At 58.0% G+C, this 264-nt stretch carries 1 protein-coding gene; it reads left to right on the top strand.

Translation table 11 applies throughout. From position 1 onward, the window contains the following. Window positions 1–60 precede the first annotated feature (60 nt). The coding region (locus ACLJNW_RS25850) for an ABC transporter permease subunit (RefSeq protein WP_410961457.1) at window positions 61–264 on the top strand (204 nt) is incomplete at its 3' end.

The raw sequence follows: 264 nt of genomic DNA, 5'->3' as shown, positions 1-264 counted from the left end.
CCTTACACCAGATCCATCCGGTATTGACTCTCTCGCCCATCCGCAGTACCGTGTCGCCTTATGGACATCCTAATCATTCAGTGCTTCAACACCCTGCTGTATGCTTCCATACTCTTTTTGATTGCCGGTGGCCTGAGCCTGATCTACGGCGTCATGCGTATCGTTAACCTGGCGCACGGCACACTGTACGCCATGGGTGCCTACGTCGCGGCCTGGTTGGTGGGCATGGCCGCCGCCGCGGGTCTGCCGACCTGGGTATTACTC

This window comes from Salmonella sp. SAL4457 (genome assembly GCF_046548235.1).
Lineage (GTDB): Bacteria > Pseudomonadota > Gammaproteobacteria > Enterobacterales > Enterobacteriaceae > Salmonella > Salmonella enterica.
The sequence above is the reverse complement of the archived record's forward strand: the minus strand, read 5'-3'. Positions and strand labels throughout refer to the sequence as shown.